The sequence below is a fragment of the Nocardiopsis sp. TNDT3 genome, from assembly GCF_003427465.1.
Taxonomy (GTDB): Bacteria; Actinomycetota; Actinomycetes; order Streptosporangiales; family Streptosporangiaceae; genus Nocardiopsis; species Nocardiopsis dassonvillei.
In genome coordinates this window covers 1-2,042 of record NZ_QPFC01000564.1, presented here as the reverse complement: position 1 = coordinate 2,042, position 2,042 = coordinate 1, and the positions used below count along the sequence as shown (strand labels likewise).

Genomic DNA, 2,042 nt, shown 5'->3' with positions numbered 1-2,042 from the left:
TCCGAGCACTGCCACGGCGGTGAACGCGGCGGCGGCGCCCAGCGCCAGGCGCGGGGCGGTGCGCCGGGGGGTCAGGCCGCGGCCCCGGAGGCGGTCGCCCGAGGCGATCGCCTCGATCCTAGTGAGGTCGCGGGCCGCGGGGTCGGGGCGGACGGAGGCCGCGGGGTCGTGCGCGGCGAGCATCCCGCGCACGGCTTCGGTGTCGCCGCGCGAGCCGCGGCTGGCGGGGTTACGGTTCACTTCTCCTCCACGGGAACTCGGACGTGCGTGGGGCCCGGCGTAGCCGGACGCGGTGGGGGCTGGTCCCGGCCGGCCGGGGGCGAGGAGTCCAGGAAGCGCTCGATCCGGCGGCGGGCCCGGTGCAGGCGCACGCGCACGGTGGCGGTGGTGCAGCCCAGGACCCGGGCCGCCTCGGCCGGTTCCAGGCCCTCCCAGGCCAGGAGCATCACCAGTTCGCGGTCGGTGGCGCTGAGCCGGTCCAGGGCGCGCAGCGCGGCGTCCCGCTCCTCCACCTGGCGGACGGTGTCGGCCGTGCCGGGGGCGTCTGCGGCGACCCCGGCGCCGAGCACCTCGCCTCGGCGGCGCTCGCCGCGCAGCCGGGTCCGGATGACGTTGCGCGCCACCCCGTAGAGCCAGGGCAGGGGCTGGTCCTTGGGCAGGCGGTCGTACCTGCGCCAGGCGACGCCGAAGGTCTCGGCGGCGACGTCGTCCGCGAGGTCCGGGCCCAGGCGGCGCACGGCGTATCGGTACACGTCACCGTGGTAGCGCTCGAAGAACCGGGTGAACTCGCTCTTCGCGGGTTCCTCCGTGTCCGTGTCCTCACTGCTCATCGACTTCCTTCCGTGCGGTCTCACCCCCTTCTGTCCGGCGGGGCCTCCGTATTACAGCGTCGGACCGGGGTTTGCGCGCGCGGGCGCACGGGTTCTCCCGCCGGTGAGCCGGGGGCCTGACCCAGCCCTTCGCGCGGGCCTGTGGAAAACGGGAAAAAGGGCAGGTGGGAGGCGGCGCAGCTCTACCGGGGCTATTTACTGACCGATCGGTCTGTAATACTGTTCGTCAGAGAGCACAGCCCGAGGAGAGGACCGTCCGGTGCCCGAAACACTCCAGAGCTACGCGCGGGGAGCATGGTTCACCCCCGCGGACGAGGGCGCGCCCCTGGCCGACGCGAACACCGGGGAGACCGTCGCACGGATCTCGTCCGACGGCCCCGACGTCGCGGGGATGGTCGACCACGCGCGGACCGTCGGCGGCCCCGCGCTGCGCGCGCTCACCTTCCACCAGCGCGCGAACATCCTCAAGGAGGTCGCCAAGCACCTGACGGGGTACAAGGAGGAGTTCTACGCCCTCTCCCACCGGACCGGCGCGACCGCACGGGACACCGCCGTGGACGTGGACGGCGGTTTCGGCACGCTCTTCAGCTTCTCCAGCAAGGGCCGCCGCGAGCTGCCCAACTCCACCGTCATCCTGGACGGGCCCCTGGAGCCGCTCGGCAGGCAGGGCACGTTCGTGGGCCAGCACGTGTACACGTCCCGACCGGGCGTGGCCGTGCAGATCAACGCCTTCAACTTCCCGGTGTGGGGCATGCTGGAGAAGTTCGCCCCCGCCTTCCTCGCGGGGATGCCCAGCATCGTCAAGCCCGCCGGGCAGACCGCCTACCTCACCGTCGCGGTCGTGCGGCGCATGGTCGAGTCGGGCCTGCTGCCCGAGGGCTCCCTCCAGCTCCTCGTCGGCAGCCACCGGGGACTGCTCGACGCCCTGGGTCCGCAGGACGTCGTGGGCTTCACGGGGTCCGCCGCCACCGGCGCCATCCTGCGCAACCACCCCAACGTGGTCAGCGGAGGCGTGCAGCTCAACGTCGAGGCCGACTCCCTCAACTGCTCGATCCTCGGCCCGGACGTGACCGAGGAGGACCCCGAGTTCGACCTGTACGTCAAGCAGGTCGTCACCGAGATGACCGTCAAGGCCGGGCAGAAGTGCACCGCCATCCGCCGCGTCATCGTGCCCGCGTCGATGGCGGAGGCCGTCACCGGGGCCCTGACCGA

General features: G+C 72.9%; 2 protein-coding genes and 1 pseudogene. 1 reads left to right on the top strand and 2 read right to left on the bottom strand.

The window, feature by feature from the left end; all coding sequences use genetic code 11:
* A pseudogene (locus DQW06_RS14490) lies at window positions 1-240 on the bottom strand (hypothetical protein); the annotation flags it as partial.
* Window positions 237-830, bottom strand: coding sequence for an RNA polymerase sigma factor (locus tag DQW06_RS14485; protein ID WP_013151091.1), 594 nt, complete (start codon window positions 828-830; stop codon window positions 237-239). The gene DQW06_RS14485 and the pseudogene DQW06_RS14490, both read right to left, overlap by 4 nt.
* 259 nt (window positions 831-1,089) lie before the next feature.
* On the opposite strand from DQW06_RS14485, the gene DQW06_RS14480 reads away from it, so the two are divergent.
* Window positions 1,090-2,042 (top strand): aldehyde dehydrogenase family protein (locus tag DQW06_RS14480; protein WP_117198648.1); only part of this gene is annotated, 953 nt, incomplete at its 3' end.

Coding starts and splice junctions, on each gene's coding strand:
- DQW06_RS14485 (WP_013151091.1), bottom strand. CDS start 830: ATGAGCAGTGAGGACACGGACACGGAGGAACCCGCGAAGAGCGAGTTC.